The organism is Rhizobium atlanticum, assembly GCF_030182485.1.
Taxonomy (GTDB): domain Bacteria; phylum Pseudomonadota; class Alphaproteobacteria; order Rhizobiales; family Rhizobiaceae; genus Rhizobium.
The window spans coordinates 79,475-105,216 of sequence record NZ_JAQJCJ010000016.1 but is presented as its reverse complement, the minus strand read 5'-3'; the positions used below and the strand labels follow the sequence as shown (position 1 = coordinate 105,216).

Annotated in this window: 25 protein-coding genes; 8 read left to right on the top strand and 17 right to left on the bottom strand. The window is 62.3% G+C overall.

Annotation, left to right across the window (positions count from 1 at the left end):
* Window positions 1-4 precede the first annotated feature (4 nt).
* The 8 genes from folD to PH551_RS22555 all read right to left on the bottom strand — a co-directional run bounded on the left by folD (window position 5) and on the right by PH551_RS22555 (window position 8,070).
* A complete protein-coding gene (gene folD / locus PH551_RS22590) occupies window positions 5-904 on the bottom strand; it encodes a bifunctional methylenetetrahydrofolate dehydrogenase/methenyltetrahydrofolate cyclohydrolase FolD (protein WP_285195085.1) in 900 nt (299 codons plus the stop codon).
* A 3-nt stretch (window positions 905-907) separates the two neighbouring features.
* Complete coding sequence (purU, locus tag PH551_RS22585; protein WP_085781206.1) at window positions 908-1,792, bottom strand: formyltetrahydrofolate deformylase; 885 nt, start codon at window positions 1,790-1,792, stop codon at window positions 908-910.
* 89 nt (window positions 1,793-1,881) lie between these two features.
* Window positions 1,882-3,189 (bottom strand): type III glutamate--ammonia ligase, encoded by a 1,308-nt coding sequence (glnT, locus tag PH551_RS22580; protein WP_285195084.1) that lies wholly within the window; start codon window positions 3,187-3,189, stop codon window positions 1,882-1,884.
* 79 nt (window positions 3,190-3,268) lie between these two features.
* Window positions 3,269-4,597 (bottom strand): FMN-binding glutamate synthase family protein, encoded by a 1,329-nt coding sequence (locus tag PH551_RS22575; protein ID WP_285195083.1) that lies wholly within the window; start codon window positions 4,595-4,597, stop codon window positions 3,269-3,271.
* Between the two features lie 14 nt (window positions 4,598-4,611).
* Window positions 4,612-5,298 carry a GltB/FmdC/FwdC-like GXGXG domain-containing protein gene (locus PH551_RS22570; protein ID WP_285195082.1) on the bottom strand — a complete coding sequence of 229 codons (687 nt, stop codon included), beginning with the start codon at window positions 5,296-5,298 and terminating at the stop codon, window positions 4,612-4,614.
* A 55-nt stretch (window positions 5,299-5,353) separates the two neighbouring features.
* The gene (locus PH551_RS22565; RefSeq protein WP_285195081.1) at window positions 5,354-6,259 is read right to left on the bottom strand and encodes a class II glutamine amidotransferase; all 906 of its coding nucleotides are present in this window, start codon (window positions 6,257-6,259) and stop codon (window positions 5,354-5,356) included.
* 89 nt (window positions 6,260-6,348) lie between these two features.
* Entirely contained in the window at window positions 6,349-7,032 is a 684-nt protein-coding gene (locus PH551_RS22560; protein WP_085781211.1) for a helix-turn-helix domain-containing protein, read from the bottom strand.
* 78 nt (window positions 7,033-7,110) lie between these two features.
* Window positions 7,111-8,070, bottom strand: a complete 960-nt coding sequence (locus tag PH551_RS22555; RefSeq protein ID WP_221138883.1) for a GlxA family transcriptional regulator — start codon at window positions 8,068-8,070, stop codon at window positions 7,111-7,113.
* 86 nt (window positions 8,071-8,156) lie between these two features.
* Between PH551_RS22555 and PH551_RS22550 the strand changes: the two genes are divergently transcribed.
* The 4 genes from PH551_RS22550 to PH551_RS22535 are packed head-to-tail and all read left to right on the top strand — an operon-like array spanning window position 8,157 to window position 13,190.
* Window positions 8,157-9,407, top strand: coding sequence for a sarcosine oxidase subunit beta family protein (locus PH551_RS22550; protein ID WP_285195080.1), 1,251 nt, complete (start codon window positions 8,157-8,159; stop codon window positions 9,405-9,407).
* Between the two features lie 12 nt (window positions 9,408-9,419).
* Window positions 9,420-9,701, top strand: coding sequence for a sarcosine oxidase subunit delta (locus PH551_RS22545; protein ID WP_285195078.1), 282 nt, complete (start codon window positions 9,420-9,422; stop codon window positions 9,699-9,701).
* Window positions 9,698-12,652, top strand: coding sequence for a sarcosine oxidase subunit alpha family protein (locus PH551_RS22540; protein WP_285195077.1), 2,955 nt, complete (start codon window positions 9,698-9,700; stop codon window positions 12,650-12,652). Before PH551_RS22545 ends, PH551_RS22540 begins: the two co-directional genes overlap by 4 nt.
* Window positions 12,645-13,190, top strand: coding sequence for a sarcosine oxidase subunit gamma (locus PH551_RS22535; RefSeq protein WP_285195076.1), 546 nt, complete (start codon window positions 12,645-12,647; stop codon window positions 13,188-13,190). The genes PH551_RS22540 and PH551_RS22535 overlap by 8 nt, the downstream gene beginning before the upstream one ends.
* 158 nt (window positions 13,191-13,348) lie before the next feature.
* Here PH551_RS22535 and PH551_RS22530 read toward each other — a convergent pair whose 3' ends face one another.
* Window positions 13,349-14,212, bottom strand: coding sequence for a class I SAM-dependent methyltransferase (locus PH551_RS22530; RefSeq protein ID WP_285195074.1), 864 nt, complete (start codon window positions 14,210-14,212; stop codon window positions 13,349-13,351).
* 34 nt (window positions 14,213-14,246) lie between these two features.
* Window positions 14,247-14,894: a TetR/AcrR family transcriptional regulator gene (locus tag PH551_RS22525; protein ID WP_285195161.1), complete on the bottom strand. Its 648-nt coding sequence runs from the start codon at window positions 14,892-14,894 to the stop codon at window positions 14,247-14,249.
* Between the two features lie 122 nt (window positions 14,895-15,016).
* On the opposite strand from PH551_RS22525, the gene PH551_RS22520 reads away from it, so the two are divergent.
* Window positions 15,017-15,910, top strand: a complete 894-nt coding sequence (locus PH551_RS22520; RefSeq protein ID WP_285195072.1) for an NAD(P)/FAD-dependent oxidoreductase — start codon at window positions 15,017-15,019, stop codon at window positions 15,908-15,910.
* Window positions 15,911-15,970: 60 nt separating this feature from the next.
* On the opposite strand, the gene PH551_RS22515 is transcribed toward PH551_RS22520, so the two are convergent.
* Both PH551_RS22515 and PH551_RS22510 read right to left on the bottom strand, forming a co-directional pair.
* A complete protein-coding gene (locus PH551_RS22515) occupies window positions 15,971-17,248 on the bottom strand; it encodes an L-fuconate dehydratase (protein WP_285195069.1) in 1,278 nt (425 codons plus the stop codon).
* Between the two features lie 77 nt (window positions 17,249-17,325).
* Window positions 17,326-18,060: an SDR family oxidoreductase gene (locus tag PH551_RS22510; protein ID WP_085781217.1), complete on the bottom strand. Its 735-nt coding sequence runs from the start codon at window positions 18,058-18,060 to the stop codon at window positions 17,326-17,328.
* A 300-nt stretch (window positions 18,061-18,360) separates the two neighbouring features.
* Between PH551_RS22510 and PH551_RS22505 the strand changes: the two genes are divergently transcribed.
* The 3 genes from PH551_RS22505 (at window position 18,361) to PH551_RS22495 (ending at window position 20,925) form a co-directional block, all read left to right on the top strand.
* The gene (locus tag PH551_RS22505) at window positions 18,361-19,143 is read left to right on the top strand and encodes an IclR family transcriptional regulator (protein ID WP_285195067.1); all 783 of its coding nucleotides are present in this window, start codon (window positions 18,361-18,363) and stop codon (window positions 19,141-19,143) included.
* A 279-nt stretch (window positions 19,144-19,422) separates the two neighbouring features.
* Window positions 19,423-20,259: an amidohydrolase family protein gene (locus tag PH551_RS22500; protein WP_285195065.1), complete on the top strand. Its 837-nt coding sequence runs from the start codon at window positions 19,423-19,425 to the stop codon at window positions 20,257-20,259.
* 261 nt (window positions 20,260-20,520) lie between these two features.
* Window positions 20,521-20,925 carry a helix-turn-helix domain-containing protein gene (locus PH551_RS22495; protein WP_085781220.1) on the top strand — a complete coding sequence of 135 codons (405 nt, stop codon included), beginning with the start codon at window positions 20,521-20,523 and terminating at the stop codon, window positions 20,923-20,925.
* 41 nt (window positions 20,926-20,966) lie between these two features.
* On the opposite strand, the gene PH551_RS22490 is transcribed toward PH551_RS22495, so the two are convergent.
* The 5 genes from PH551_RS22490 to PH551_RS22470 form a co-directional block, all read right to left on the bottom strand.
* Window positions 20,967-21,233, bottom strand: coding sequence for a hypothetical protein (locus PH551_RS22490; RefSeq protein WP_285195064.1), 267 nt, complete (start codon window positions 21,231-21,233; stop codon window positions 20,967-20,969).
* A gap of 65 nt (window positions 21,234-21,298) precedes the next feature.
* Window positions 21,299-22,042, bottom strand: coding sequence for a TfuA-like protein (locus PH551_RS22485; RefSeq protein ID WP_085781221.1), 744 nt, complete (start codon window positions 22,040-22,042; stop codon window positions 21,299-21,301).
* Window positions 22,039-23,301, bottom strand: coding sequence for a YcaO-like family protein (locus PH551_RS22480; protein WP_285195063.1), 1,263 nt, complete (start codon window positions 23,299-23,301; stop codon window positions 22,039-22,041). Before PH551_RS22480 ends, PH551_RS22485 begins: the two co-directional genes overlap by 4 nt.
* Before the next feature lie 15 nt (window positions 23,302-23,316).
* Window positions 23,317-23,460, bottom strand: coding sequence for a hypothetical protein (locus PH551_RS22475; RefSeq protein WP_285195062.1), 144 nt, complete (start codon window positions 23,458-23,460; stop codon window positions 23,317-23,319).
* A gap of 103 nt (window positions 23,461-23,563) precedes the next feature.
* Window positions 23,564-25,519 (bottom strand): BTAD domain-containing putative transcriptional regulator, encoded by a 1,956-nt coding sequence (locus PH551_RS22470; protein WP_285195061.1) that lies wholly within the window; start codon window positions 25,517-25,519, stop codon window positions 23,564-23,566.
* Window positions 25,520-25,742: the final 223 nt, after the last annotated feature.

Sequence of the window (25,742 nt, the reverse complement as noted above, 5' to 3'; positions counted from 1 at the left end):
CCACTCAAAACTTTGGCGGCACCTGCCCTGCAGCGCGATGAGCGGCAATGACGGTGTTGGCCATCAGCATGGCGATGGTCATCGGCCCGACGCCGCCGGGAACCGGCGTGATGGTGCTGGCGATCTCGGAGACTTCGCGGAAGGCAACGTCGCCGACCAGCCGGGTCTTGCCCTCGCCTTTCTCAGGAGCCGGGACGCGATTGATGCCGACGTCGATAACGGTTGCGCCGGGCTTGACCCAGTCGGCCCTGACCATTTCCGGCCGGCCGACGGCGGCGACCAGAATATCGGCGTTGCGGCAGACCTCGGCGAGATTCTTGGTTCTGGAGTGCGCGATCGTCACCGTCGCATTGGCGTTGAGCAGCAATTGCGCCATCGGCTTGCCGAACAGGTTGGAGCGGCCGATGACGACGGCATTGAGCCCGGAGAGATCCTCGCCATGGGTGCGGCGGACGAAGACCATGGCGCCGGCCGGCGTGCAGGAGACCAGCCCGGTCTTCAGGTCGCCGGTGGCGAGCTTGCCGGCATTGACGACGCTGAGGCCATCGACATCCTTTTCCGGCAGGATCGACTGGATGATCGGTTCACTGTCGAGCGGTTTCGGCAACGGCAACTGCACCAGGATGCCGTGGATCGACGGATCGGCGTTAAGCGTGGCGACAAGCGCTGCGAGCTCCTCCTGTGTCGTCTCGGCCGGCAGCGTGTGCTGAACGGACTTGAAGCCGCATTCCTTGGCCATGCGGCTCTTGGAGCCGACATAGGCGTGGCTTGCCGGATCGTCGCCGACGATGATGACCGCAAGGCCTGTCGTGACGCCGCTCATCTTTTCCAGCGCTGCCGTCGCACTCTTGACCGTCTGAATTACGGATGCAGCAACAAGTTTGCCGTCGATGATCTCGACCATCTCTCAGCCCATGCGTTCTGAGGCGTAGCTTCCGGGGCTGGCCGGGAAGACGACTGTGCGATTGCCGTTGATGAAGGTGCGGTGATGGATATGGGCGTGGATGGCGCGCGCCAGCACCTGGCTTTCGACGTCGCGGCCGATCGAGACATAGTCGTCGGGCGACTGCGCATGGGTGATGCGGGCGGTGTCCTGCTCGATGATCGGGCCTTCGTCGAGGTCGGCGGTGACGTAATGGGCGGTTGCGCCGATCAGCTTGACGCCGCGCTGATAGGCCTGCTTGTAGGGATTGGCGCCCTTGAAGCTCGGCAGGAAGGAGTGGTGGATGTTGATGATCTTGCCCGACATCTGCTTGCAGAGCTGGTCGGAGAGGACCTGCATGTAGCGGGCAAGCACGATCAGTTCGGTGCCGGTCTGCTCGACGAGGTCGACGAGCTGTGCTTCGGCCTGCGGCTTGTTCTCCTTCGTCACCTTGATGTGGTGGAAGGGGATGTCATGATTGACCACAACCTTCTGATAATCGAAATGGTTGGAGACGACGCCGACGATGTCGATCGGCAGGGCACCGATCTTCCAGCGGTAGAGCAGGTCGTTGAGGCAATGGCCGAAGCGTGACACCATCAACAGCACCTTCATGCGGCTCTCGCTGTCGTGGAAGTCGTATTCCATCTCGAAGGGCGCGGCGACGGCGGCAAAATCGGCGCTGATCGCGGAACCGGAAAGTCCTTCCTCCGAAATGAAGCTGACGCGCATGAAGAACCTGCCGGTATCGAGATCGTCGAACTGCGAGCTGTCGATGATGTTGCAGCCCTTGTCGGCCAGATAGCTCGAAATCGCCGCAACGATGCCGCGCGTCGACTTGCAGGATACGGTAAGTATGAAGCTCTTCATGCTGTCTCTTCCTTCGCCCTTTCAGGTACAGAGAGTCCGGTCATGCCGAGCTGTTCAACCCGGCATGGCGAAGACGTCGGTCCGGCTGCTCAGATATCGAGCGTGCTGTCGCGTTCCCACTGGGTGAAATGCGAGCAGTAGGCATTCCATTCCAGGTGCTTGAGCTTGAGATAGGCGGAGGAAAACTCAGCCCCGATTGCCGCCTTCAAGCCCTCGTCGGCATCAAAGGCGCGCAGCGCATCGAGCAGGTTGAGCGGCAGGCGCGGCGCGTCTTTCACCAGGTGGCCCTCGGCATACATATCGATATCGTAGTGCTGGCCGGGGTCCGCCTTGCTGCGGATGCCGTCGAGGCCGGCCGCGATGATAATCGCCTGTAAGAGGTATGGATTGACCGCGCCGTCCGGCAGGCGCAGCTCGAAGCGCCCCGGTCCCGGCACGCGCACCATGTGAGTGCGGTTGTTGCCCGTCCACGTCACGGTGTTCGGCGACCATGTCGCGCCCGAGGTGGTGCGCGGCGCGTTGATGCGCTTGTAGGAATTGACCGTCGGATTGGTGATCGCGGCCAGCGCCGAGGCATGCTTCATGATGCCGCCGAGGAAGGTTTTACCCTGAGCCGACAGCCCAAAGGCCATTTCCTTGTCCGCGAAGGCGTTTACCCTGCCATCGACGTCCCAGACCGAGATGTGCGCATGGCATCCGTTTCCGGTCAGGCCCTTGAAGGGCTTCGGCATGAAGGTGGCGCGAAGGCCGTGCTTTTCGGCGACCGATTTGACCATGAACTTGAAGAAAGAGTGCTTGTCAGCGGTCTTCAGGACATCGTCATATTCCCAGTTCATCTCGAACTGGCCGTTCGCATCCTCGTGGTCGTTCTGATAGGGCTTCCAGCCGAGTTCCAGCATATAGTCGCAGATCTCGGCGATGACATCGTATCGACGCATCACGGCCTGCTGGTCGTAGCAAGGCTTCTCGGCGGTATCGAACTGGTCTGAAATCACCGAACCGTCAGCAGAGATGAGAAAGAATTCGGGCTCCACGCCGGTCTTTACCCGAAGTCCTTCCTTCGCAGCTTCAGCCACCAGTCTTTTCAGCACGACACGCGGTGCCTGTTCGACAGGCCGTTCGTCCATGACGCAGTCGGCGGCGACCCATGCGACGTCCTTCTTCCAGGGCAATTGGATGACGGAGGAAGGATCGGGAACAGCAAACAGGTCCGGATGGGCCGGCGTCAGATCGAGCCAGGTTGCAAAGCCTGCAAAACCGGCGCCATCCTTCTGCATGTCGGCGATGGCTTCCGCGGGGACCAGCTTGGCGCGTTGACCGCCGAACAGGTCGGTATAGCTGATCATGAAATATTTGATGCCTTTGTCTCTCGCAAAAGCAGCAAGGTCCAGTGTCATTCTCGTTCCCCTTTGGATTTCTTCGAGACACTTTGGTTATGGATATGAGACGGCCGGGATATTGCCCGTCCGGTAGAAATCAGAAGCCTCCCTTGCCAGGGATCCAGTTGGTACCGGCGAGCGGCACCTGCGCCATGGCCGATGCCTCGATCGTCAATGCAACGAGGTCTTCCGGCTCGAGATTGTGCAGGTGGTTCTTACCACAGGCGCGTGCGATCGTCTGAGCCTCGAGCGTCATGACCTTGAGGTAGTTGGCGAGGCGGCGGCCGGCCGCAACCGGGTCGAGGCGTTGTGCCAGTTCCGGGTCCTGGGTGGTGATGCCCGCCGGATCCTTGCCTTCATGCCAATCGTCATAGGCGCCGGCAGTGGTGCCGAGCTTCTGATATTCCTCTTCCCAGCGTGGATCGTTGTCGCCGATGGCGACGAGCGCCGCCGTGCCGATCGCGACCGCGTCGGCGCCTAGCGCCAGCGCCTTCGCCACGTCGGCGCCCGAGCGGATGCCACCCGAAATGATCAGCTGCACCTTTCGGTGCATGCCGAGATCCTGCAGCGCCTGGACGGCCGGACGTATGCAGGCGAGCGTCGGCATGCCGACATTTTCGATGAAGACATCCTGAGTCGCCGCAGTGCCGCCCTGCATACCGTCGAGCACCACGACGTCGGCGCCGGCCTTCACGGCAAGAGCGGTGTCGTAGTAGGGGCGTGCGCCGCCGACCTTGACGTAGATCGGCTTTTCCCAGTCGGTGATCTCACGCAATTCCATGATCTTGATTTCAAGATCGTCGGGTCCGGTCCAGTCCGGATGGCGGCAGGCCGAGCGCTGGTCGATGCCCTTCGGCAGGTTGCGCATATTGGCGACGCGGTCGGAGATCTTCTGGCCGAGCAGCATGCCGCCGCCGCCGGGCTTGGCGCCCTGGCCGACGACGACTTCGATTGCGTCGGCGCGGCGCAGGTCCTTCGGGTTCATGCCGTAGCGCGACGGCAGATATTGGTAGACCAGCGTCTGCGAATGACCGCGTTCCTCATCCGTCATGCCGCCGTCGCCTGTCGTGGTCGACGTGCCTGCGATCGTCGCACCCCGGCCGAGCGCTTCCTTGGCGTTGCCGGAAAGCGCGCCGAAACTCATGCCGGCGATGGTGATCGGCGTCTTGAGCGTGATCGGCTTCTTGGCGAAGCGCGAGCCGAGCACCACTGTCGTATCGCACTTCTCGCGGTAGCCTTCGAGCGGATAGCGCGAGATGGAGGCGCCGAGAAACAGCAGATCGTCGAAATGCGGAACCTTGCGTTTGGTGCCGGCGCCGCGGATGTCATAGATGCCGGTGGCGGCCGCGCGGCGGATTTCGGCGAGCGTATAGTCGTCGAAAGTCGCGGACTTGCGTGGCGGGGTATAGGGGTTGTGATAGCTCATGAGTGTCCCTCGCCTCAGTACGCGTCTGCGTTGTCGATGTTGAAATTGTAGAGCTTGCGGGCGGAGCCGTAGCGCTTGAACTCTTCGGGTCTGACGTCCGTCACGCCTGCCTTGCCGAGCAGTTCGGCAAGCTTCTCCAGATGCTCCGGCCGCATCTCTTTCTCGATACAGTCGGAGCCGAGGCTCTTGACCTCACCGCGGACGAACAGCTTGGCTTCGTAGAGCGAATCCCCGAGTGCATCGCCGGCGTCGCCGAGCACGACGAGATGGCCGGACTGACCCATGAAGGCCGACATGTGGCCGATGCTGCCATGAACGACGATGTCGATGCCCTTCATCGAAATGCCGCAGCGCGAGGCGGCGTTGCCCTTGATGACGAGCAGGCCACCCCGGCCGGTCGCGCCGGCATATTGGCTGGCGTCGCCCTCGATGACGACGGTGCCGGACATCATGTTTTCGGCAACACCCGGTCCAGCCGAGCCATGAACCGTAATCTTGCCGCCGTCATTCATGCCGGCGCAGTAATAGCCGACAGATCCCCTGACAGCGACCGTCACCGGGCTGTCGATCCCGACGGCGACGGCATGGCTGCCGCGCGGGTTGATGACCTCGAATTCAGTGTCGTTGGCACCTTTGGAGAGAGCGTGCAGCGCGCTGTTCAATTCGCGAAGAGGCGTGTTGGAAAGATCGAATGTCGGCATTGAATCCTCATTGGTCCGGGAGACGGTCCGCCCGTCTCTTGGCTTTCAGCGCGCCTCAGGCCGCCTTGTCGTGATCCCAGAAGTAGACAGTTGCCGGCTCCGGCTCCCAGACGCGGGCATTCTCGATGCCGGGAAGATTGACCAGCGCGCGGTATTCCGAGCCGAAGGCGACATACTGGTCGGTCTCGGCCATGACGGCGGGCTTGCAGGCGATCGGGTCGCGCACCACGCCGAAGCCGGACTTGGTGCCGACGACGAAGGTGAAGAAGCCGTCGAGATCGTCGAGCGCACCGGTCAGCGCCTGGCCGAGATCCTTGCCCTTGGCCATTTCGGCCGTCAGATAGGCGGCGGCGACTTCCGAATCATTCTGCGTCTCGAAGGTCATGCCTTCGCGCGTCAGCTCGCGGCGCAAGTTGTTGTGGTTGGACAGCGAGCCGTTGTGCACGAGGCACTGGTCGGCGCCGGTCGAGAATGGATGGGCGCCGAGCGTGGTGACGGCGGATTCCGTCGCCATGCGGGTATGGCCGATGCCGTGGGTTCCGCTCATCGCGCGGACTCCGAAGCGCGCCACGACCTCTTTCGGAAGGCCGATTTCCTTGTAGATCTCGACGCTCTCACCCGAGCCCATAAGACGAACTGCCGGGCGAATCCGTTCGAGCACCTCGCGCACTGCTACAAGCTTGGAGGCATCAAGCTCAATGACCGCGTGCGTGCTCTTGATCCACACATGGGCCTTGATGCCGTCTGCCTCGAGGTCAGCGGCGAGGCCCTCGAAGTCCGCTCCTGGATTGCTGGACTGAATAGTGATTTTCGCCTTGCCCTCTGCGGAGCCGCCATAGATCGCGATACCGGCCGAGTCCGGCCCGCGATCCGTCATGGTGATCAGCATATCCGAAAGCAGATTTCCGAGCTGAGGCTCAAGGCTCTTGTCCTTGAGGAACAATCCAACAATGCCGCACATCGCCTGTGCCTCCTTTCATGTTGAGAAAGGACTAGCAGGTCTATGGATGGACTTCAACTGGTAGGAATAAACTTTTCTTCTAAGGCAAGTCAGCTTCGCGAGTTCTGCTGGGGATAGCTGATAATCGAAAGGTACCTGCTCGGCAGTTTTACCAGTTGCTCCGGCCCATGCGGCGCATCGGCGTCGAAGAACAGGCTGTCGCCCGGCTGCATCTGGAAAAGCTGGTCGCCGTGGCGGTAGATGACCTCGCCTTCGAGCATGTAGAGAAACTCCATGCCCTCATGCTGGAAGGTCGGGAAAACATCGGAATCGGCCGTCAGCGTGATGAGATAAGGCTCGACGATGACGCCGCTGGTGTTGTTGTCGATATGGCCGAGCAGATTATATTGATGGCCGGCGCGGGTGCCGCGCCGTTCCAGCTCGACGCCCTGCCCCGCCTTGACGAAGACGGCATTGCGCGGCTCCTCGTAGCGGCGAAAAAAGGCCGTCAGCGGCACGCCGAGCGCCCTCGACAATGACTGCAGCGTCGTCAGCGACGGCGAGATGTTGCCGTTCTCGATCTTCGACAGCATTCCGAGTGAAATGCCGGTCGCAGCCGCGAGATCGGTGACGGTTATGCCGAGTTTCTTGCGGTACGCCCGCACCTCATGGCCGATCGCCATTTCGAGGTTGTTTTCCTTCGGTTCGCGAACGGCGTGCGGGTCCTGGGAAAAGGGGGTGCGTCCGCCCTGCGCCTGTTCCGGTTGGTCTGCCGCTTCACCTTTGGCTTTCATCGGATTTACTGCTGCCTTCTCTTTTGGGTCAAGGCAACGCTATCGCCATAGTGAAAATTTCTCAACCGTGAAGAAAACTTATTCCCGCCGCGCCTCTCGCGGGGCGATGCCGTAGACGACACGGAACATCCGGGAAAAATGGCTGAGGCTGGAAAAACCGGTGGCAACAGCGATCTCCGAGACGGAAAGCGGGCTCTGCTTCAGCAGGCGATGGGCATGCTGAAGCCTGATCCTGCGGTATTGATCGAGGAAGCTGGTGCCGAGATGGGCCGCAAAGAGCCGGTCGAGATGGCGGGTGGTGACACCAGCGATCCGCGCCATTGCGGCGCGCTCGAGCGGCATCTCGATCGTCTCCTCCATCCGTTCGAGAACGCTGAGCAGGCCAGGGTGGTGGACACCGTATCGCTCGGCGAGAGACGCACGCTGCGGAGCAGCGGGTTCGTTGACCTCGGTGTGAAGATACCAGTCGCTGACCCGGCGGGCGAAATCCGGCCCCATCCGCTCGGCGATCAGCACATGCATCATGTCAAGTGGAGCGATACCGCCGCCGCAGGTGATCCTGTTGCCGTCGATCACGAAGCGCGCCTGGCGCGGCGTGAGATCCGGGAAGGCTTCGAGAAGGGCGGCCGCATGCTCCCAATGGATAGTGAAGTCGCGGCCCCCAAGCAGTCCGGCGGCGGCCATCAGATAGGGGCCGCCGGAAATGCCGCCGATCCGCATGCCTTCGCGCGACAACTGCCTCAGGCAGGCAAGCACGCCAGGATATCGCCAATCCCGAGGCAAGCCGCCGGCGCAGACGAAGGCGGTACTAAGGCCCGATCCCCTCATGGGAAGGGGATCGGCGGGCACGCTGACGCCGGAGGAGGAAAGGGCCGGCGCGCCATCCGGAGAATAGGTGGAGACACGATAGATCTCGCGGCCAGCCAGCAGATTTGCCGCCCGCAGCGGCTCCGTCGCCGAGGCATAGGACATCAGCGCAAATCCCGGAATCAGGATGAAGCCGATCGTCTGAACATTTCTGCCATCAAGTGAGGACATGTCCCTTTCTTAGCGACATATGTCCGTTTTGTGCAAGTCTCGTCGATTCTTTCTGGCATCATGCAGCTGTTCTTTCCGGGTGACCCATGCGCTATTCCGCTCTTTCGATTTTTCTGAACGGCCTTCGCGGCAACAAGGGCTGGGCGCCCGCCTGGCGCGATCCGGCGCCGAAGCCGCATTACGACGTCGTCATCGTTGGTGGCGGCGGTCATGGTCTGGCCACTGCCTACTACCTTGCCAAGGAGTTCGGCGTCACCAATGTCGCCGTTCTGGAAAAGGGCTATCTCGGCTCCGGCAATATCGGCAGAAACACGACGATCATCCGTTCGAACTACCTGCTGCCCGGCAACAATCCCTTCTACGAACTGTCAATGAAGCTTTGGGAAGGGCTGGAGCAGGACTTCAACTTCAACGCCATGGTCTCGCAGCGCGGCGTGTTGAACCTCTTCCATTCCGACGCGCAGCGTGACGCCTATACGCGTCGCGGCAACGCCATGCGGCTGCACGGCGTCGATGCCGAGCTGCTCGACCGGCAGGCCGTGCGCAGGAAATTGCCCTTTCTCGATTTCGACAATGCCCGTTTCCCGGTCATGGGTGGCTTATACCAGCCGCGCGGTGGCACGGTGCGCCATGACGCGGTCGCCTGGGGTTATGCCCGCGGCGCCGACAGCCGCGGCGTCGATATCATCACCCAATGCGAGGTCACCGGCATTCGCACGGAAAATGGTGAAGTCACAGGCGTCGAGACCAGCAGAGGCTTCATCGGCTGCGGCAAGCTGGCGCTGGCGGCGGCCGGCAATTCCACCGTGGTCGCCGATATGGCCGGCCTTCGCCTGCCGATCGAGAGCCATGTGCTGCAGGCCTTCGTCTCCGAAGGGCTGAAACCCTTCATCGACAATGTCGTCACTTTCGGCGCCGGTCATTTCTACGTCTCCCAGTCCGACAAGGGCGGCCTCGTCTTCGGCGGCGACATCGACGGCTATAATTCCTATGCGCAGCGCGGCAATCTCGCCACCGTCGAGCACGTCGCCGAAGCCGGGATCGCGATGATCCCCTCCTTGTCGCGCGTGCGCTACCTGCGCTCCTGGGGCGGCGTCATGGACATGAGCATGGATGGCTCGCCGATCATCGACCGCACCCATATCGACAATCTCTATCTCAACGCCGGCTGGTGTTACGGCGGCTTCAAGGCCACGCCCGCCTCCGGCTTCTGTTACGCCCATCTGATCGCCCGCAACACGCCGCACCAGACGACCCGCGCCTTCCGGCTTGACCGTTTCGCGTGCGGCTACCCGATCGACGAAAAGGGCGTTGGCGCCCAGCCCAATCTGCACTGAGGACATTTGACTATGGCGAGCCTGATTTCATGTCCCCATTGCGGCGCCCGGCCGAAGGAGGAATTCTCGATCCGTGGCGATGCGAAGCTGGTTCGGCCGGCGCCGGATGCCGGCGCGGATGCCTGGTACGACTATGTCTATCTGCGCGACAATCCGAGGGGCCGGCATAGTGAATATTGGCACCATTCCTCCGGATGCCGCCGCTGGCTGATCGTCGAGCGCGATACTCTCACCCATGCGGTCCATGACGTTCGGGACGCCGCCCTTGCCAAGCTCGGCGGAGAACCGGCATGACGAGCTTCCGTCTTTCCACCGGCGGTCGCATCGACCGCGACAAGACACTCGGCTTCACCTTTGACGGCAAGGCGCTGCAAGGCCATCCGGGCGACACGCTCGCCTCGGCGCTGCTTGCCAACGGTATCCAGCTCGTCGGACGCAGCTTCAAATATCACCGCCCGCGCGGCATTCTGACGGCGGGGGCCGCCGAACCGAACGCTCTGGTGACGACAGGCAGCGGTGGGCGCACCGAACCGAATACGCGCGCGACGATGATCGAGCTCTATCAGGGGCTGACGGCCATGAGCCAGAACCGCTGGCCGTCGCTCGGCTTCGATGTCGGCGCGGTCAACGGCCTGCTCTCACCTTTCCTCAGCGCCGGCTTCTACTACAAGACCTTCATGTGGCCGGCAGCGCTCTGGGAAAAGCTCTACGAGCCGGTGATCCGCAAGGCTGCGGGCCTCGGCAGAGCCTCTTACGAGGCTGATCCCGATTCCTATGAGAAATGCTGGGCGCATTGCGATCTACTGGTGATCGGCGCCGGCCCTGCCGGCCTTGCTGCAGCGCTGACCGCCGGCCGCGCCGGCGCGCGCGTCATTCTTGCAGACGAGGGACCCGAACTCGGCGGCAGCCTGCTTTGCGAAAGCGGCGCAGTTGACGGCAAGCCGGCGGGGAGCCTTGTCGGCGAGCTGCTTGCCGAGCTGGAGGGCCTGGAAAATGTGCGCCGCCTGCCACGCACGACTGTTTTCGGCTGGTACGACGACAATGTTTTCGGAGCCGTCGAGCGCGTCCAAAAGCATTTAGCGCTGCCCGATCCGGATCGTCCGGTGGAACGGCTGTGGCGCATCATTGCCCGGCAGGCGATTCTTGCGACGGGGGCCGAGGAACGACCGCTGGTCTTCGGCGGCAACGATATACCCGGCGTGATGATGGCAGGCGCCATGCGCAGCTATCTCAATCGGCAGGCGGTGGCGCCGGGCCGAAGCACGGTGATCTTCACCACCAGTGATAGCGGATATGACACCGCCGCTGACCTCGAATTCGCCGGCCTTCGAGTTGCGGCGATCGTCGACAGCCGCCCCGATGGCGGCGAGAGCTGGCCGGGCCGCGCCGAGGTTCTGCGGGGCGCGCGAATCATCGATGCCCATGGCGGCCGGCGTCTGCGCGGCGTCAGCGTCAAAACCGAAGAGGGTGTTCGCCGGATCGAAGCCGATGCGCTTGCCGTGTCGGGCGGCTGGAGCCCGATCATCCATCTTGCCTGCCATCGCGGCGGCAAGCCGCAATGGTCGCGGGAGGCCGCGGCGTTCCTGGCGCCGGCTGCGCAGGATGGTCTTGCCGTTGCCGGCTCGGCTGCCGGCCTTGCGCAGATTGCCGCCTGCCTCGGCGATGGCGCGGGAAAGGCTGCCGCCGCCCTGAAGTCGATCGGTCTCGCAGCGGAACCGGCCTTTGCCTCAGCTGCCGATATGGCTCAGCGCACGAAGCCGCTCTGGTCGGTCAAAGGCGCGAAGGGCAAGGCTTTCGTCGATTACCAAAACGACGTGCACCTCAAGGACCTCGGCCTCGCCGTGCGCGAAGGCTACGGCCATGTCGAGCTTGCCAAGCGCTATACCACCAGCGGCATGGCGACCGACCAGGGCAAGCTTTCCAACATCAACGCCATCGGCATCCTTGCCGAGGCGCGCGGCGTGTCGCCCGCCGAGGTGGGCACGACGACCTTCAGACCCTTTTATACGCCGATCTCCTTCGGCGCTTTGACCGGCACATCGCGCGGCAAGGATTTCCAGCCGGCGCGCAAATCGCCGTTGCACGGCTGGGCGAAAAAGAATGGCGCGGTCTTTGTCGAAACCGGCCTCTGGTACCGCTCTTCCTGGTTCCCGCGCGCCGGCGAAACGACCTGGCGCCAAAGCGTCGATCGCGAGGTGCTGAACATCCGGAAGAATGCTGGCCTCTGCGACGTCTCGACCCTTGGCAAGATCGAGATCTTCGGCCGCGATGCCGCAGCCTTCCTCGACCGCATCTATTGCAACGGTTTTGCCAAGCTGGCCGTCGGCAAGGCCCGTTACGGCATCATGCTGCGCGAGGACGGCTTCATCTATGATGACGGCACCACCAGCCGCTTCAGCGACGACCATTTCTTCATGACCACAACGACGGCGCTGGCCGCCGGCGTGCTCACCCATCTCGAATTCTGCGCCCAGACGCTGTGGCCGGAACTCGACGTCTGCTTCGCCTCCTCCACCGATCAATGGGCGCAGATGGCCGTTGCCGGGCCGAAGTCCCGCGCGATCCTCTCGGAAATCGTCGACGAGGATCTTTCCGATGCGGCCTTCCCCTTCATGAGCGCCCGCAAGGTGTCGCTATTCGCCGGCCGCCTCGAAGGCCGGCTCTTCCGGATTTCCTTCTCCGGTGAACTTGCCTACGAACTCGCCGTCCCGGCCGGCTACGGCGAAAGCGTTGCCGACGCCATCATGGCATCAGGAGAGAAACACGGCATCTCCGCCTACGGCGTCGAAGCGCTCGGCGTCATGCGCATCGAAAAGGGCCACGTCACCCATGCCGAGATCAATGGCACGGTCACCCCAGGCGATCTCGGCTTCGGCCGCATGGTCTCATCGACCAAGCCGGATTTCATCGGCAAGGCGATGCTTGCCCGCGAAGGCCTGCAGGATCCCGATCGCCCGCGCCTCGTCGGCGTCAAGCCGCTCAACCCGGCAAGCGGCTTCCGCACCGGTTCGCATATTCTTGCCGAGGGCGCTGCGGCGACGCTCGAAAACGATCAGGGCTATGTCACCTCAAGCGCCTTCTCGCCGAGCCTCGGCCATACGATCGGCCTGGCCCTCGTCCGGCGCGGACCGGAGCGCATCGGCGAGAAGGTGACGGTCTGGAACGGCCTGCGCAACGAATTCACCGAGGCGGTGCTCTGCCATCCCGTCTTCATCGATCCTGAAAACGAGAAGCTTCATGCTTGATCTTCCACAGCACAGACCGGTTCTTGCCGGAACGGCACATAACGGCGTGACGGGACCTGGCGTCCGGCTGGAAGCCTTGCCTGAAGGTCATCTCCTGCATGTGCTCGGCGCCATTGCGCCCGCCGAACTTGGCCAGGAATTGGCGAAGGCGGGTTTTGCGAAAAGTTCGATCCGCGAAGCAGGCTTCCGGCAATGGTTCGTCGCCGGCGACGAGCCGCTTCTGCAGGCACGTCTCGAGGCCCTCTCCGCCGCACTCGCCGGAAAAGCCTTCATCATGGACCAGAGCCATGGGCGCGTGCGCATCGGCGTTTCTGGCCGATATTCGCGCGTGCTTCTTGCCAAGGGCACCGCCGTCGATCTCGATCCTGCCGTCTTCCCGGAAGGTCGTTCCGTCATGACGATGGTCGGCCATATCTCCGTGCAGATCGCGCGCACCGGCGATGACAGCTTCGAACTCACCGTTCTGCGCAGCTTCGCCGAAAGTCTCTGGGACGAGCTCAGGCATATGGCGGCGAGCGCCGAAAAGGATAGCGCATAAAGGCTATCGTTGCCGTCAACCGCCAATGTTTGTCCATGGATGGAAAGAGATGATCGGCGTCATTGCTGCTCTATTTCCCCAGTCGCGAGATCGCAAACAAGGCTCTGCCCGCCGCGCTTGCCGTGGCATGTGAGGGCCATAACGCCGGTCAATCCCTGTCAGCTTGCCGGATTGCGCGCCGAGACGATCCACACTGCGCCGTCGATCATCACCGACCGCTCACCGGGGCGGCCCGCGAAGGCGTCACGAACCGCTTCCGAGGCGCGGGCCCGGATGTCGTCGGGTTGATCAGCGAGAGCGCGCGACAGCGGTCCGACCTCGAGTGCCATCTCCACCGCGTCGTCGATTGCCGCGTCCCGCGTCCTCCCCTCGCCGAACGGGATGGAGGCATCGAATGGCGCGATAGCGATATCGGTGAAGCCAGCCGCGGTCAGGATACGCGAAACCCGCCCCCGGTCGCCGAACGAGAATGGGCCGGGCGCTTGGGGATCGGGCGGCGCGGTCGGCGGGAGAATGCCCTTGATCGCGCTCATCGGCAAGCGCACCCAGTCGTTCTCGGCCATGCCGCGCCAGCAGACGAAAGCGACCCGCGCGCCCGGCTTGAGCGCACGGCGCATATGAGCGAACGCCGCCGTAGGATCGTCAAAGAACATCACCCCGAAACGCGAGAACAGGATATCGAACGCGCCCTCGGGCAGCTCGGCGCTGCTGGCGTCAGCCACTTGGAACAGGGCCGGCGTATCCTGCGGCGCTAGTGCGCGCGCTCTGCCGATCAGCGGTTCGGATATGTCCACGCCCAGCACATGACCTCCCGCGCCGACCCGGGCGGCCAAATCCAGAGTAGACGCCCCCGCGCCGCAGCCGACGTCCAGCACGCGCTCGCCCGTCGCGGGCGCGGCGGCTTCGATCGCGGCCTGGCCGAACACCGCCAGCATGGCGTCGAGCCGGGCCTGGTGGGTAACCCAGCGCTCCCCGCTTTGGCCTTTCCAGTCGGCTACCTGATAAACATCTTTCTCTGCCATGCCATATCCTTGTTCTGATCCGTTCTTAACTAGGCTATCCCGCCGCCTGGTCGCTGCCACCGTGCGCGGCGATGAACATGGCGACAGCCGACCGGCAATAGGCTTCAATTTCGTTGTCGTCCTCTGCTCTCGCCTCATCGAAGCGTGCGATAATCAGGAGATCGGATCCTTTAAAAAGCGCGGCAAACAAGCGGGCGGACCGGAGAGGATCGGGCACGTTCAAAGCCGCCTTCGCATGCAACTGACGCAACAGGGCTTCGACTTGGGCGATGATATGGGCGGGGCCGGCTTCGTAATGGAGCTTGCTCAACGACTTTTGGTTCGTCTTGTCGGCCATGACCATGGCTTCGACACTGCGGACGTCTGGGCTCAACAGCGTGCGAAGCAGCGATGATCCCGCCGCCATGAGTTGATCTTCGGCCGAACCGTCGACGCCTTCAAAAAGGGCTTGTGGTGCAAACTGATGGCAGCGGGCGGCGACGGCCGCGCTGAACAGCGCCTCCTTGTTCTCGAAGTGCCGATAGATGCTGAGCTTGGATATCTTCGCTCGCTGGGTGACCTTGTCCAATGTCGTCGCTTGAAAACCCAATTCCACAAAGAGTTCGTATGCTGCGTCGACTATCGTTTGGCCAAGCGCCTCGTTGGCCGGCCGGCCGCGCCGGCCTCGACTATTTTCGGACACGACCATTAAGATCCTTGACAGTATCGTTATTCGTATTTTACGATACCATGTAGTATCAAAAATATGCAAGTCAGAGAGTGGGTTTTATCCTGTCCTCCATCCGCAACACGGAGACCATTACCATGGATGACGTCATCATCATCGGCGGCAGCTTTGCCGGTCTCGCCGCCGCTTTGCAGCTCGGCCGTGCCCGCCGCAAGGTCTCCGTTCTCGATACCGGCCTGCCGCGCAATCGCTTCGCCGGCCACTCCCATGGTCTGCTCGGCCACGATCACAAGCCGCCGCTGGACATCCTGGCCGAGGCGCGGCGGCAGCTGGCGCGTTATCCCACGATCAAGCTGGTCAGTGCCCGGGCTGAAAGTGTCTCCGGCGCAATCGACAACTTCTCCGTCCTCACTGGCGATGGCGAAAGCCTCAAGGCGCGCCGCGTGATCCTGAGCTATGGCATCGCGGACCAGATGCCTGATGTTCCGGGCTTTGCCGAAAGCTGGGGCACCTCCATCGTGCCCTGCCCCTATTGCGACGGCTTTGAAGTCGCCGGCCAGCATTGGGGCCTCGTCTGGTCCGGCCGGCAGTCGCACAATCAGGCCAAGCTTTTCCACGATTGGACCGACAGGTTGACGCTGTTCGCCGATGGTCATGACATTCCGCCGGATATCCGGGCCGATCTCGCACCTCGCAACATACCTGTCGTCGAGGGCCGGATCACCGGGATCGTTCATCACGGGGGCCATGGCACCACCGTCAAACTCGATACCGGCCCCGATGTCGCGGTCGACATCCTGTTCGCCCATCCGCGCAACAATCCGTCGGCCAGCCTGCATGAATCACTGGGCCTCGCCACAGTCGATACGCCCAGCGGCATCGCCCTCAAGATCGATGAGCGCCGCGAGACCAGCATGCCCGGCATCTATGCCGCCGGCGACCTCGCCAATCCCGGAATGCCATCGGTCACCACCGCATCATGGCAAGGCGCGATGGCGGGTATCTTCGCCCAGCAGTCGATGCTGGTTTGAGAGCCGCGAATTCCTTCTCCGGGTTCTGGCGGGGACGAGCGCGCCGCCGGCGCTGGTTCCTCAGCCTCGAAATGTGTAGCCGCTGATCGAAGCCGGTTTCATCTCGATGGAAAAGCCCGGCAGAACCGGCGGCATATAGGCGGCGTTCTCGATCCGGCAGGGGTCGAGGAAGTGTTCGTGCAGGTGATCGACATATTCGATGACGCGGCCTTCTTTGGTGCCTGAGACCGCGACGTAGTCTATCATCGACAGGTGCTGCACATATTCGCAGAGCCCGACGCCGCCGGCATGCGGCCAGACCGGCAGGCCGAATTTGGCGGCGATCAGCAGGACGGAAAGGACTTCGTTCAGCCCGCCCATGCGGCAGGAATCGATCTGGACGATGTCGATCGCGCCTTCGGCAATGAACTGTTTGAACATGATGCGGTTCTGGCACATCTCGCCGGTTGCGACCTTCACCGGTCCGATTGCCTGGCGGATCTTGCGGTGGCCGGCGACATCATCGGGGCTTGTGGGTTCCTCGATGAAGAAGGGCTTGGCGAAAGCAAGCGCCTTGACCCAGTCGATCGCCTGACCGACGTCCCAGACCTGATTGGCGTCGATCATCAGGTAACGATCGGGACCGATCACGTCGCGGGCGATCCTCAGGCGACGAATGTCGTCGTCGAGATCGCGGCCGACCTTCATCTTGATATGGTTGAAGCCGGCATCGATCGCTTCCTGGCAGAGCCGGCGCAATTTCTCGTCTTCATAACCCAGCCAGCCGGCCGAGGTCGTGTAGCAGGCGTAGCCTTCCTTTTCGAGGATGGCAATCCGTTCCGCCTTGCCCGCTTCTGCCTTCTTGAGGATAGCGACCGCTTCATCGCGCGTCAGCACGTCGGTGAGATAGCGGTAGTCGACGATATCGGCGATCTCTTCCGGCGACATGTCGGCGACGAGCCGCCAGACCGGCTTGCCGGCCTGTTTGGCGAGCAGATCCCAGACGGCGTTGACGACCGCACCGGTCGCCAGGTGAATGGCGCCCTTTTCCGGGCCGATCCAGCGTAACTGGCTGTCGCTGGTCAGATGCCGCCAGAATTTGCCGGGATGGGCAAGCACCCCGCCGAGATCGGCCCCGACGACGAGGTGGCGCATCGCTTCGATCGCCATGCAGCAAATGTCGTTGCCGCGGCCGATGGTGAAGGTCAGGCCATGGCCGGCAAGGCCTGGGCTATCCGTGTCGAGAATGACATAGGCGGCCGAATAGTCGGGATCGGGGTTCATCGCATCGGATCCGTCCAGGCTTTGCGAGGTGGGAAAGCGGAGATCGAAGACGCGAACGTCGGTGATGCGGGTCATGTTGTTCCTCCCGATTTATGAGGCCAATTGCGATAGCCGAATCGGCCGGCGCTCTGCCAACCGCTGACGAGCCGACGTCAGATCGTCCAGCCGCCGTCGATGGCGATCGCCTGGCCAGACGTGTAGGTGGCGCCGGCGAGATAGACGGCGAGATCGGCGATCTCTTCCGGCGAGCCGAGCCGGCCCATCGGCTGGCGGGCGATGAAGGCGGCGCGGGCCGCATCGTAATCGCCCTGTGCGCGCATGCGGTCCTGCAAGGACGGACTTTCCACCGTGCCGGGGCAGATCGCATTGCAGCGGATGCCTTGAGCAACATAATCGGCGGCGACCGATTTGGTAAGGCCGATGACCGCCGCCTTGGTGACGCCATAGGCGAAGCGATTCGGCACGCCCTTGATGCTGGAAGCGACGGAGGCCATGTTGATGATCGACCCGTCCTTGCGTTCGAGCATTCCGGGCAGCACCGCCCGGATGGTGCGGATCATTGCCTTGACGTTGAGGTCGAAAGCGAATTCGAGGTCGGAATCCGGCATTTCCAGGATCGAGCCGGCATGGACGAAGCCGGCGCAGTTGAACAGAACGTCCACAGTGCCGATTTCGGCGACGAGCGCCGTGACCGCATCCCCGTCGAGCACGTTGAGCTTATGGGTGAAGACGCCGGTTTCCGCGGCAAGGGTTGCCAGCGCATCGGTGTTGATGTCGGTCGCATGGACCTTGGCGCCGGCCGCGGCAAAGGCTGCCGCCGTTGCCCGGCCGATGCCCTGGCCGGCGGCGGTGATGAGAACGGTCTTGCCGGAAAGTCTGTTTGTCATGTCACGGGCCTCTTCTGGATTGTCTACATGAGACGATGCATGCGGTTATCTTGCCGAAGGCCGCGCGGTGATGGAATAGGACGTACATCAGGGCCTGCCATTTTCTCTCTTTGCGCCTTTCGGCCGGCGTAGGGCAAGGCGCGAAGCCCCGCCTCTCGTCGTTTCTGCTGATCGGCTGTCTTCAATTATGATTTGTCTGTTTATAGACAAACAGACGATTGGCCAAGGGTCAAGCGCGAAGTTTTCCTTTTCCGGCCATGGTTCTGCGTATATGCAGAATAATATTCACAGGAGGAAGGAATGGAGACCGACGAGTCAGACCGCTATCGCGCTCCTGCTCTGGACAAGGGCCTCGATATCCTGGAGCTGCTCGCCGGCGTCGACAGCGGCCTCACCCAGGCGGAGATTGCCAAGCGGCTCGACCGCAGTCCCAATGAATTCTATCGCATGCTCGACCGGCTGGTGCGTCGCGGTTACGTCACCCGGCTGGATGGCGATCGCTACTCGCTGACGCTGAAGCTCTTTGGCCTTGCGCAATTGCATGCGCCTGTGCGCCGGCTTGCCTCCTATGCCACGCCGCTGATGCGCGACCTCGCCCAGCGCACCCGTCAGGCCAATCATCTCGCCGTTTTTGACCGTGGCGCCGCCGTTGTCATCGCCCAGCAGGAAGCGCCGGACTATTGGGGCTTCTCGATCCGCATCGGCGCCCATATCAGCCTGTTCGACACCGGCTCGGGGCATGTGCTGCTCGCCTTCCGCAGCGACGAGGAGCGGGAGATGATGATATCGGAACATGCGCGCAACCGCGCCGAGATCGACCTTGGCGCCGAATTTTACGATCGCCTCGACCAGATCCGCGAGCGCGGCTACGAGATGATGGCGAGCGCCCAGACATCGGGCGTCTACAATCTGTCGGCGCCCGTTCTTGGGCCGGATCGGCGTTGCATCGCCGCCCTGACCTGCCCCTTTATCGCCCTTGTCAATGCGCCGTCCGCCCCCGACATCACCCAAACGATCACGCTGGTGCAGAAGACCGCCGCTCAGCTTTCGCTGCTGGCCGGGGCGGATGTCGGCCCGACCTGAGCATCGCGCCGCGGCCCCTCATCCGGCTGCCGCCACCGGGGTCGAGCCACGGGTCTCGGCCCATCCTCCGGACCCCCGAGGCGGGGCGAAGGGGATATGCCGCGGCCTCTCCGTCCCTCTCTCCCCCCGCCCCGTTTTACGGGGAGGGTTAGGATGAAGGGCGGCTTTACGGCATGCCAGAGTGAGGCAGCCATGCCCAGGGCAGCATGAAATTTCTATTTGAATAATCCATTCACGAGAAATAGGTTGCGGCAAAGACCATTCCTGGAGGAGGAAAACGTGCTCATCGACACCCATTTGCATATCATCGACCGGTCGGCGCTTTCCTATCCCTGGCTCTCCGGCGTGCCGGCTCTCGACCATGACTTTCTCTATGAGACCTATGCGGCCGAGGCGCGGCGCTGCGGCATTATGACGGTGCTGCATATGGAGGTCGATGTCGATCCGACCGTCATGCAGGCCGAGACCGACCACATTGCCTCGATCGCCAAAAGGCAAGGCAGCCTGATTGCCGGGGCGATTGTCTCCTGCCGTCCCGAGGAGGAAGGCTTTGCCGCCTATCTCGAGCGGCAAAAGGCCGATCCCTTCGTCAAGGGCTTCCGCCGCGTGCTGCATGTCGTGCCCGACACCGTCTCGGAAGGCGTCCTGTTTCGAGACAACATCCGGCGCATCGGTGGCAGCGGCCTGACCTTCGACCTTTGCACATTGCCGCATCAGGCCGGTCGCGTCACCGCTCTCGTCGATCTCGCGCCCGACGTGCAGTTCGTCCTCGATCATTGCGGCGTGCCGGATATCCGCTCCGATGCCTTCGAGCCATGGAAGGCCGGCATATCGGAGATCGCCCGCCGGCCGAACGTGATCTGCAAGATATCAGGCGTCGTCGCCTATGCGGATGCGCAGACATGGACAGCACAGACGCTGACGCCCTATATCGAACATGTGATCGCAAGTTTCGGCTGGGATCGTGTCGTCTGGGGCAGCGACTGGCCGGTCTGCACGCTCGGCGGCGGCCTTTCCACCTGGGTTGCAGCGACCCATGCCGTGCTCGCCGGCAGCAGCGAGGCGGAGCGTTCCAAGCTGCTCTTCGACAATGCCCAGCGCCTCTGGTCATTGTAACTTTTATTTACGCCGTGCCGATCCTTCGGCTGAAAGGTCGGCAGCAAACTTACCATGCTCTGCACCCTGAAATCGGATGATGTAACCCCCCAAAAGTGCTACTTTGGCATGTTTTTTGCTGCTGCTAATATGAAGCGATGCGATGTTTCGGTTTGGGACGACTTTCAGCCAGACAATTGCTAGCTTTGTGTGTCTCAGTTAAAAGTGTCAGACACGGATATGGCGAATAACCTCATGTCCGTGTCCTCAGGAGGGAAACAAATGAAAGAAGAACCGCACGCAGTGGATGTTCATGTCGGAAAGACGATCCGCATACAGCGTCTGCTGCGCAAAGTTTCGCAGACGGAATTGGGCGATCGTGTCGGCGTAACGTTTCAGCAGATCCAGAAATACGAAAAAGGCTCCAACCGGGTTTCCGCCAGCATGCTGGTTGAAATCGCCGGCGCGCTGAACGTCGACGTCAGGACGTTCTTCGACGACCTCTCAACGCCCGAGACGGCTAACGACAACCCCGCTCCCAGCGAGGAATTCGTCATTTCGCGCGAGGGTGTGCTTCTGAATGCGGCGTTCTTCTCGATCAAAAACGAAGCTCTTCGCAAGAAGATCCTGAAGCTTGTTCAGGCAATCGCCCACACCGAACAGGTCGAGGGTGAAGCGGCCGAATAGGCCGGATCTCCTTCACGCGATTCTAACGTACGGCATGAAGGTCAATGGCGATCGATCACGATTAGACTCTCGCTAGCGTCCTTCATAGCGATCTTGGCCTTGCTGCCGAGCAGTTTCTCGAGGTTGACGTCAAGTTCCCTATCCGGATCTATGCCGTCCCAATCGATTACGACCTGCAGCAGTGCCATGTTCGTCAGGTGCATCAGATTACGCAGCTGAAGCTTTTCAGCCTCCTCCTTGGCTGCCGACAGCAGCCGGAAGATCCTTGCGTATTCGCTGCCTGTACCTTCGTTACGTTGTTCAAACATTGTTCCCGCCCCTTTGGCCGTGAAGCCTCAGATTCCATCACCCCTGCATCATCTAGCCGAGACCGTTATTCAAGCGTTACAGGAGTCACGTTGCGGGTCACTTCGGCGTGCAAAAGCTCCCAATGCGAGGTTGCGGCAAAGCGCCAGTCACGGTTGACGGGTGCGAATTGCTCGCGGTGCAGCCACTCCAGCACTAGCCGCGCGTCATCATGTTTGCGTTCGACCCTATTCTTGCGGAGAGCGGCGAGGAGGAGGTCACGACGCGGCTTGCGGAAATGGCACTCGTCGACCACGCGCGCATAGGTGCGCTCGGAGAAATGCAGGAAGCGGCCGGCGAGCAGTAGTTTCTTGCGCTCGGCCGTGGAGATCTCGCCGCGGGCATGAAGCGCATCAACCGTGGGCTCGAAATCGACCCAGGGTACGGAAAGCGGCAGCCAGCCAAGCGCCTGCGGCGCATGCACGAGTGCGACGGCCTCATCGTCGAGCAGCCGCCCGGACTCGTAATCCTCGAAGATCGAGCCGAGCCCGACCATGCCGAACGGAGCGCATTCTGCAGCCCGCAATGCGCCCATGCTGGCGCCGCCTGCTACGGCGACATCATGTTCGAGCGCGTAGAGAATTTCCTTGTGCCAGACCGATGGCAGCTCGCCGAAATAGCCGTCGACAAGGCCGATCGCGGTGGCGCCGTCTTCTACTGCCTTCAGGATGTCGCCGCGGGCGGCAGGCGGGCGGAAATCAATGCAGGGAGACATGTTTCTCGCTGCGGCAAGACCGCCACCAAGGCTCGGACCGACGAACAGAACCTTCATGATTGGGCTCCTCTCATGGTGTTGACGGCGCGCAGGCCGAGCTGGACGTATTGGCCTGATATATCGACCTCCAGGCCCGGCACGATCACCCTGACGACCGAGACCGGCAAAGTCGGATGGGCAAAGGGCACGGCGACGATCTGTTCGATCCCGCTCGCCACCAGCCTGTCGGCTATGTGGCGGATGGTCTCCTGGATCGTCGCCACACGGCGATGGCGGTTCTGAAAGGCGCGCATCCGGCCGTCGCTCTTGCAGAGTTCGACCAGCTGCTGCATAGCCGCACTCCGATCGAGCCGCTGGTAGATGCGCGGCGAGAAATCGTCGCGGCTGCCGGCGATCGCCGTCAGCCGGCTCTGGGCCGCTTCGGTGATGGCGCGCAGTGCGGCGCGCACAGGATCGGGATGGCAGCCGCAGCCCCCGCAGACATGTGACCAGCGCGCATCGGCGCGGTCGGAAAGATTGCCAGGCATGATGACGGCCAGAAAAGCCGGAACGCCGATATCTGTGGTCATGTCGAGCAGCAGCAGCCGCATGCCGGCGCGTGTGATCCGGTCGGTCATGACGTCGATGACCGCATCGCCGAAGGAGGCGGGGTCGATGCGGCTCTCCTTCAGGCGCTGTGGTGATTTCAACTGGGTCAGGGCCCAGGCATCGCGCTCGACCAGCTCGCAAAGTCCGTGCAGGACCGCTTCGGACGGCGCATTGCCGGAGGCAAGCCCATCGCTTGATTGCTCGAAGCCCGGCGGCCGCTCGCCGCGATGGTCGAGGCCGACAAGCCACCAGGGGACGAAGACGCTGCTGCCGGACAGAATGTCGAGGCCGGAGCACCAGGGGATGGGGTCACCGCCGATTTCATCGGGCGCGCATCGTGCGACATTGTCGAGATCGATCATGGCGGCGCCTTCCGCTCCCATGCTCTCCACCGTCGCCTGCGTCAGGTCGGCGGGCGGAATTTCCGCGATCCGCGTCTCGATCGCCTCCATGGCGGCCGAGGCCATGGCGGCATCATTGTCGATGCCTTTGCCCTGGAAGACCGAAAGCGTGTGGCTGTTCGGCCTCGTCGCAAAGGCGACGGGGATATTCAGCACGTCGAGAGCGGTCAGCAGGCCGACGCGCGTGATGCCGAATTCGCGCAGATGCGGCTTGATGGCCGCAAGTGTCTGCGCCGGCGTGATTGCACGGTCGTGATAGTCGCTGACGCCAGCCGATGATCGTCTGAGATCATCGGCTAGCGTTTCAAGATCGGCGAAGGCGGACATACCGATCTCGCCCCTTTAGCGGAACTTCAGCGCATGGGTCAGGTTTTCGAGAGCATTTGCCGTGACGTTGAGTTCGTGCTGCTTCATCGCAGCCTTGGCTGCGGCCGAGAAGCGCGGCTGGGAAGGCATTGCTGCATGGGTTTCAACAGTGGTTTTCATTGTCCATCTCCAATGGGATAGGCAGCCGGCTGCCGTTAACCATTGCAGAGGAACATTGTCTGCGTCATTTAACCGTTACAGGCTTCGTTAAAAGGCCATGCAATCAGGGAAGTCCGGCCAGTTGGAGGCCATGAATCAGCGTTTCGGTATAGCGGGGATCGCGGTCGGGAACGAAATGGCGGATGTCCTCGCTGCGGAAATCCGGGAAATTTTCCAGGACAACGTTAGCGTATTTGCCGGCCTTTTTCATATCGCCCGCCATGGCGTGGGCGGCTGCCAGCAGTCGCGCGGTCGCCTGTTTCGACTGCACCGGCTCAAGCGCCTCGATCGCCTGATTATATTCGCCGCGGTCGAAGTGGATGCCGCCACGATTCCAGTAGTAATAATCCGGCGGCAGCGGATTGAGCTTGAATGCCGCATTGTTCAGATCCAGCGCCTTGTCAAAGTCGCCGTAGTGGCACAGCGCGTCGGCGTAATCGGCGAGGATGTCGGCGTCGTTGGGATTGAGATCCTGGGCCTGCTGGAAATAGTCCAGGCTTTCGTCGAAACGGCGGCGGTACAGCGCCACGAAGCCGAGCTCGCGATAGGCCCGGCCGCTGTTCGGGTCGGACTGTTGCGCCAGCCGGGCGGCGCCATTCGCCTCGTCGAGCAGTTCGGTGTCCTGCATGCCGCGGATCAGCCATTCCATGCCGAGCGCACGCGACACGCCGGCATGGGCAGCCGAGAAATTCTCATAACGATTGAGCGAGGATCTGAACCATTTGCGCGCCTGGCGCAGATGCTGCAGATCGGTCTGGGCGATCAGCCGCTTGCCTTCGAGATAGAGACGGTAAGCGGATGGCGGTGCCTCGCCGATCGGCATCGCCAGCTCGTGGCGTTCGACGGTGTCGGCGAGCGAGGAGACGATGCGCCGTGTCAGATGCGCGAAGGATTCGCTGATCTTCTGCATGACCAGGGGCAGTTCCAGAGCCCAGATCACCTCCGATGTTGTCGTCCGCGTCAGACGGCAGGTCGCATAGACATCCTCCTCGCGGCCCTGGATGGTGACGTAAACCGCGTAATCGAAGCTGAGGTCGAGCGCACGGGGCACAGCGCGGGCCGGATCGACCGAACGGCTGAGGATTTCGAGGCTCGTATGGGCTGCGATCACCTTGAAGCCGCGCTGCTGGCTGAGGCCGATGGTGACGTCCTCAAGAAGGGCTCTGCCGACGCGCTCCATCAGCGGATCGGTGAAAATGCTTTCCGGCGGCAGGATGATGATCCGCGGCTGGCCGAGCAGATCGGCGAAGGCGCCGGGCGCTGGCGATGGACGTTCGGCGGCCGCGGGCTGAGCTGCCGGGATCAGGCCGAGTTCGCGGGCAAGCGCGGTGGTGCTTTCCTCCGGTTCGGTTTCGAACTCGTCCTTCAGCTGGCTCTTGCACTTCAGATAGGACTGCCGGGCCGCGGCCGGGTCGTTCATCCTGACATAAATGCGCATCAGGGCCCGATAGGCCGTCTCGCTGGCGGGGTCGAGCTCCAGCAGGCGACGGGCAAAGGCCACCTGCTCTTCGTCCGATCTGTCGTCAGCAGTTTCGACCAGCCGCGTCAGATGGGCGGCGCGCAGTTCATCGATACGCTGGCGTTCGAAGGTCAGCCAGTCCTCGGCGCCCTGCGTCGGCGACTTGGCTCCTTCTAGCAATTCGCCATTCAGAATGTCGCCGTCTTCGGCTGCGAGCGGCGCTTTCTGTTTGAGTATATGGATATCGACTTCCCAGCCGTCGGCAAGGCCGATATGGGTTCGGGTCGCTTTCAGCAGCGGCGGAAGGCCGGCGGGAATGCTTTGCTCGATGCGCGCCAGCAACTGGCGCAAACTGCCTGCGCGTTTTTCCGGCGCTTCCGATTGCCAGAGCTGCCGCCTGACGGTTTCCCGGTCGAGTTCGAGATCGGCTTCGGCGGCGAGCATGGCGAAAAGAAAATAAGACTTCTCCGGCAAAGGGAGTTCCCTCCCCGCTGCCAGCAATCGCGGTCTTCCGAGCAGGCAGAGCCTGTTCGTCGACATCTGTCCGGATGTCCGTTGCATCCCGCTTCTCACCCCTGAAGACCAGGCGCGCATGCACACCGGCCGCGCAGGAACATGTTAGAGCGTTAATTGGCCCGCGCATAGCGCAAAAAGAGGTTTTTACACCGAATATTTGCATTTTCTCACATTAGCCGGCCGGGAATGCTTGCCAACACTTTGCCCCCGGACCTGATTTGGCGCAGTTATTTCCGCTGCGGCCTCAATAGCCGCAACCAATAGCGAG

What these genes read in the sequence shown, in the direction of transcription:
- folD (WP_285195085.1), bottom strand. Translation starts at nt 904, where the DNA reads ATGGTCGAGATCATCGACGGCAAACTTGTTGCTGCATCCGTAATTCAG.
- purU (WP_085781206.1), bottom strand. Translation starts at nt 1,792, where the DNA reads ATGAAGAGCTTCATACTTACCGTATCCTGCAAGTCGACGCGCGGCATC.
- glnT (WP_285195084.1), bottom strand. Translation starts at nt 3,189, where the DNA reads ATGACACTGGACCTTGCTGCTTTTGCGAGAGACAAAGGCATCAAATAT.
- PH551_RS22575 (WP_285195083.1), bottom strand. Translation starts at nt 4,597, where the DNA reads ATGAGCTATCACAACCCCTATACCCCGCCACGCAAGTCCGCGACTTTC.
- PH551_RS22570 (WP_285195082.1), bottom strand. Translation starts at nt 5,298, where the DNA reads ATGCCGACATTCGATCTTTCCAACACGCCTCTTCGCGAATTGAACAGC.
- PH551_RS22565 (WP_285195081.1), bottom strand. Translation starts at nt 6,259, where the DNA reads ATGTGCGGCATTGTTGGATTGTTCCTCAAGGACAAGAGCCTTGAGCCT.
- PH551_RS22560 (WP_085781211.1), bottom strand. Translation starts at nt 7,032, where the DNA reads ATGAAAGCCAAAGGTGAAGCGGCAGACCAACCGGAACAGGCGCAGGGC.
- PH551_RS22555 (WP_221138883.1), bottom strand. Translation starts at nt 8,070, where the DNA reads ATGTCCTCACTTGATGGCAGAAATGTTCAGACGATCGGCTTCATCCTG.
- PH551_RS22550 (WP_285195080.1), top strand. Translation starts at nt 8,157, where the DNA reads ATGCGCTATTCCGCTCTTTCGATTTTTCTGAACGGCCTTCGCGGCAAC.
- PH551_RS22545 (WP_285195078.1), top strand. Translation starts at nt 9,420, where the DNA reads ATGGCGAGCCTGATTTCATGTCCCCATTGCGGCGCCCGGCCGAAGGAG.
- PH551_RS22540 (WP_285195077.1), top strand. Translation starts at nt 9,698, where the DNA reads ATGACGAGCTTCCGTCTTTCCACCGGCGGTCGCATCGACCGCGACAAG.
- PH551_RS22535 (WP_285195076.1), top strand. Translation starts at nt 12,645, where the DNA reads ATGCTTGATCTTCCACAGCACAGACCGGTTCTTGCCGGAACGGCACAT.
- PH551_RS22530 (WP_285195074.1), bottom strand. Translation starts at nt 14,212, where the DNA reads ATGGCAGAGAAAGATGTTTATCAGGTAGCCGACTGGAAAGGCCAAAGC.
- PH551_RS22520 (WP_285195072.1), top strand. Translation starts at nt 15,017, where the DNA reads ATGGATGACGTCATCATCATCGGCGGCAGCTTTGCCGGTCTCGCCGCC.
- PH551_RS22515 (WP_285195069.1), bottom strand. Translation starts at nt 17,248, where the DNA reads ATGACCCGCATCACCGACGTTCGCGTCTTCGATCTCCGCTTTCCCACC.
- PH551_RS22510 (WP_085781217.1), bottom strand. Translation starts at nt 18,060, where the DNA reads ATGACAAACAGACTTTCCGGCAAGACCGTTCTCATCACCGCCGCCGGC.
- PH551_RS22505 (WP_285195067.1), top strand. Translation starts at nt 18,361, where the DNA reads ATGGAGACCGACGAGTCAGACCGCTATCGCGCTCCTGCTCTGGACAAG.
- PH551_RS22495 (WP_085781220.1), top strand. Translation starts at nt 20,521, where the DNA reads ATGAAAGAAGAACCGCACGCAGTGGATGTTCATGTCGGAAAGACGATC.
- PH551_RS22490 (WP_285195064.1), bottom strand. Translation starts at nt 21,233, where the DNA reads ATGTTTGAACAACGTAACGAAGGTACAGGCAGCGAATACGCAAGGATC.
- PH551_RS22485 (WP_085781221.1), bottom strand. Translation starts at nt 22,042, where the DNA reads ATGAAGGTTCTGTTCGTCGGTCCGAGCCTTGGTGGCGGTCTTGCCGCA.
- PH551_RS22480 (WP_285195063.1), bottom strand. Translation starts at nt 23,301, where the DNA reads ATGTCCGCCTTCGCCGATCTTGAAACGCTAGCCGATGATCTCAGACGA.
- PH551_RS22475 (WP_285195062.1), bottom strand. Translation starts at nt 23,460, where the DNA reads ATGAAAACCACTGTTGAAACCCATGCAGCAATGCCTTCCCAGCCGCGC.
- PH551_RS22470 (WP_285195061.1), bottom strand. Translation starts at nt 25,519, where the DNA reads ATGCAACGGACATCCGGACAGATGTCGACGAACAGGCTCTGCCTGCTC.